The organism is Roseomonas rosulenta, assembly GCF_016106005.1.
GTDB lineage: Bacteria > Pseudomonadota > Alphaproteobacteria > Acetobacterales > Acetobacteraceae > Neoroseomonas > Neoroseomonas rosulenta.
On the sequence record NZ_JACADR010000405.1, the window covers coordinates 1 to 2,843 of the forward strand.

General features: G+C 74.3%; 1 protein-coding gene and 1 pseudogene. Both read left to right on the forward strand.

What is annotated here, in order from left to right; all coding sequences use genetic code 11:
- Positions 1–127 precede the first annotated feature (127 nt).
- On the forward strand, positions 128–2,470 hold the full coding sequence (rnr, locus tag HW578_RS24985; protein WP_408906267.1) for a ribonuclease R: 2,343 nt from the start codon (positions 128–130) through the stop codon (positions 2,468–2,470).
- Positions 2,471–2,526: 56 nt separating this feature from the next.
- Positions 2,527–2,843: pseudogene (locus HW578_RS24990) on the forward strand (hypothetical protein); the annotation flags it as partial.

A 2,843-nucleotide genomic window follows, 5' to 3' on the forward strand; every position in this document is an offset into this window, starting at 1 on the left:
AGCCGCCGATGACGCGCCCCCCCCGGCGCGTGCCGGCAGCAGGCGCGCCAAGGCCCAGCCATCCGCCGGGCAGGATGACGCGCGGGAGGCGACCGCATCGCCTGCCGGCGCCACGCCGCGCGCCTCCGTGCACAATGCCCCGCGCGCCTCCGCGCACATCTCCCCGCGCGCCTCCGCGCACATCTCTCCGCGCGCCTCCGCGCACATCTCTCCGCCCGCCTCCGCGCACATCTCCCCGCGCGCCTCCGCGCGACGCCGCGCCGCCGCCCGCCCGGACGAGCCCCCGCCCCTGCCCACCAAGGCGGAGCTGCGCGCCTTCCTCGACCGGTCCGCCGGCCGCGTCACCAAGTCCGACATCGCCCGGCATTTCGGCCTCTGGCCCGACCAGCGCCCGGCGCTGCGCGCCCTGATGCGGGACCTCGCCGCCGAAGGCGGCGCGACGCCCGCCGGCAAGCGCGCGGTCATCGCCCCCTCCCGCCTGCCGGAGATCGCCCCGGTCGAGATCACCGGCACCGACCCCGATGGCGATCCCATCGCCCGCCCGCTGCAATGGCAGGGCGAAGGCCGCCCGCCGGTCATCTACATGCACCCCGAACCGCGCGGGCAGCGCGCGCTCACCGCCGGCGAACGCGTACTCGCGCGCCTCAAGCCGATCGGCCCCGGCAAGTACGAGGGCCGCACCTTCAAGCGCATCGCCGGCGCGCCGCCCGCGCGCATCCTCGGCGTCTTCGAGGAAGGGCGCATCATCCCGACCGACCGGCGCCAGAAGGGCATCTGGGAGGTGCCGCGCGGCGAGGAAGGCGGCGCCGGGCCGGGCGAGATCGTGCTTGCCGAACCCCTGCCCTCGACGCGCCATTTCGGCGCCAAGCCGGCGCGCATCGTCGAACGCCTCGGCGTCATGGGCGAACCGCGCTCGGTCTCGCTGGTCTGCATCCACGCGCATGGCATCCCGGACGTCTTCCCGGCCGAGGCGGTGCAGCAGGCCGAGCGCGCCCGTGGCGTCAGCCCGCAGCACCGCACCGACCTGCGCGACATCCCGCTGGTGACGATCGACGGCGAGGATGCGCGCGACTTCGACGACGCCGTCTTCGCCGAACCCGATGGTGACGGCTGGCGCATCCTGGTCGCCATCGCCGATGTCGCGCACTACGTGACGCCGGGCTCCGCACTCGATCGCGAGGCCTGGGCACGCGGCAACTCCGTCTACTTCCCCGACCGCGTCGTGCCCATGCTGCCCGAGGCACTCTCGAATGGCTGGTGCAGCCTGCGCCCGAACGAGGATCGCGGCTGCCTGTTCGTGGACATGCGCTTCGACCGCGAGGGGCGGAAGCAGTCGCACGCCTTCGGGCGCGGCATCATGCGCTCCGCCGCGCGGCTCACCTATGAACAGGTGCAGGCCGCCGCCGATGCGCTCGCACCCGGTGCCGCCCCCGCCCCGCCCTCGCCTGCCGACGCCCTGCCTGAAGGCCACATCGCCCGCCTGTATGGCGCCTTCCGCGCCCTGCTGGGTGCGCGCGAGCGGCGCGGCACGCTCGACCTCGACGTGCCCGAGCGCAAGGTCGTGCTCGACAGCCATGGCCGCGTGGCCGAGGTCGCACCCCGCCCGCGCCTCGACTCCCACCGCCTGATCGAGGAATTCATGGTCGCCGCCAATGTCTGCGCGGCGGAGGAGCTGGAACGCCTGGTGCAGCCCTGCATGTACCGCGTGCATGACCGCCCCTCGGACCAGAAGCTCGAGGGGCTGCGCCAGTTCCTCTCCACCTTCGAGATCACCCTGCCCCAGGCCGACCGCCTCCACCCGCGCGACTTCGCCCGGGTGCTTGCGAAGGTGAAGGACCATCCGCAATCGCGCCTGGTGAACGAAGCGGTGCTGCGCGGCCAGTCCCAGGCGGCCTATGCGCCGGACAATCTCGGCCATTTCGGCCTCGCGCTTCCGCGCTACGCGCATTTCACCAGCCCGATCCGCCGCTATGCCGACCTGCTGGTGCATCGCGCGCTGATCCGCGGGCTGAAGCTCGGCACCGACGGCCTGCACGAGACCGAGGCCGCCCGCTTCCCCGACACCGCCGAGCACATCACCAGCACCGAGCGCCGCGCCGCGGCGGCCGAGCGCGACGCGGTGGACCGCTACCTCGCGGCCTACATGGCGAGCCGTGTCGGCGAGTCGTTCGAGGCACGCATTTCCGGGGTGACTCGCTTCGGCCTGTTTGTCACCCTGGAACAGAACGGGGCGAGCGGACTCGTCCCGCTCGGATCGCTGCCGGACGACCGATGGGATCTGGACGAGGCCACGCAGACGCTGGCCGGTCGCAGGACGCGACTGACCTTCACGCTGGGACAGGCGGTCGAGGCCCGGCTCGCGGAAGCGACGCCGCGCACCGGCGGCATGCTCTTCCACATCCTGCAGGGCCTGCCCGCCAGCGGACGCAAGCGCCCCGCCGGCAAGGCCCGTTCGCGCGAGCGGCGCTGATCCTTCTCCTCCTGCTGCTGCTGCTGCCGCCGGGCCCGGCGGCGGCGCAGGAGGCGGTGCGCAACGCCCCCTACCCGCGCGAGGAGATGCGCCTGGTGCTGGGCGCGGGCTTCGCCGCCATCCTCGAACGCCACCTCGAATCCTCCACGCCCGCCGACCTGCTGGCCTGGGGCCTGTCGGGGCTGACCGACATCGACCCGGCCTTGCGCGTGGCGCGCACCGCGCGGGAGGTGACGCTGTTCGCCGGGGATCGCCGGCTTCTCGCGCGCCCCGCCCCGGCGCCCGAGGCGCGCGATGGCCTCGCGGCCGCCGGCGGCGCGGCCGCGGATGTGCTCACCCTGTTCCAGCAGGCCGCCTGGGCCGCATCCCCCGC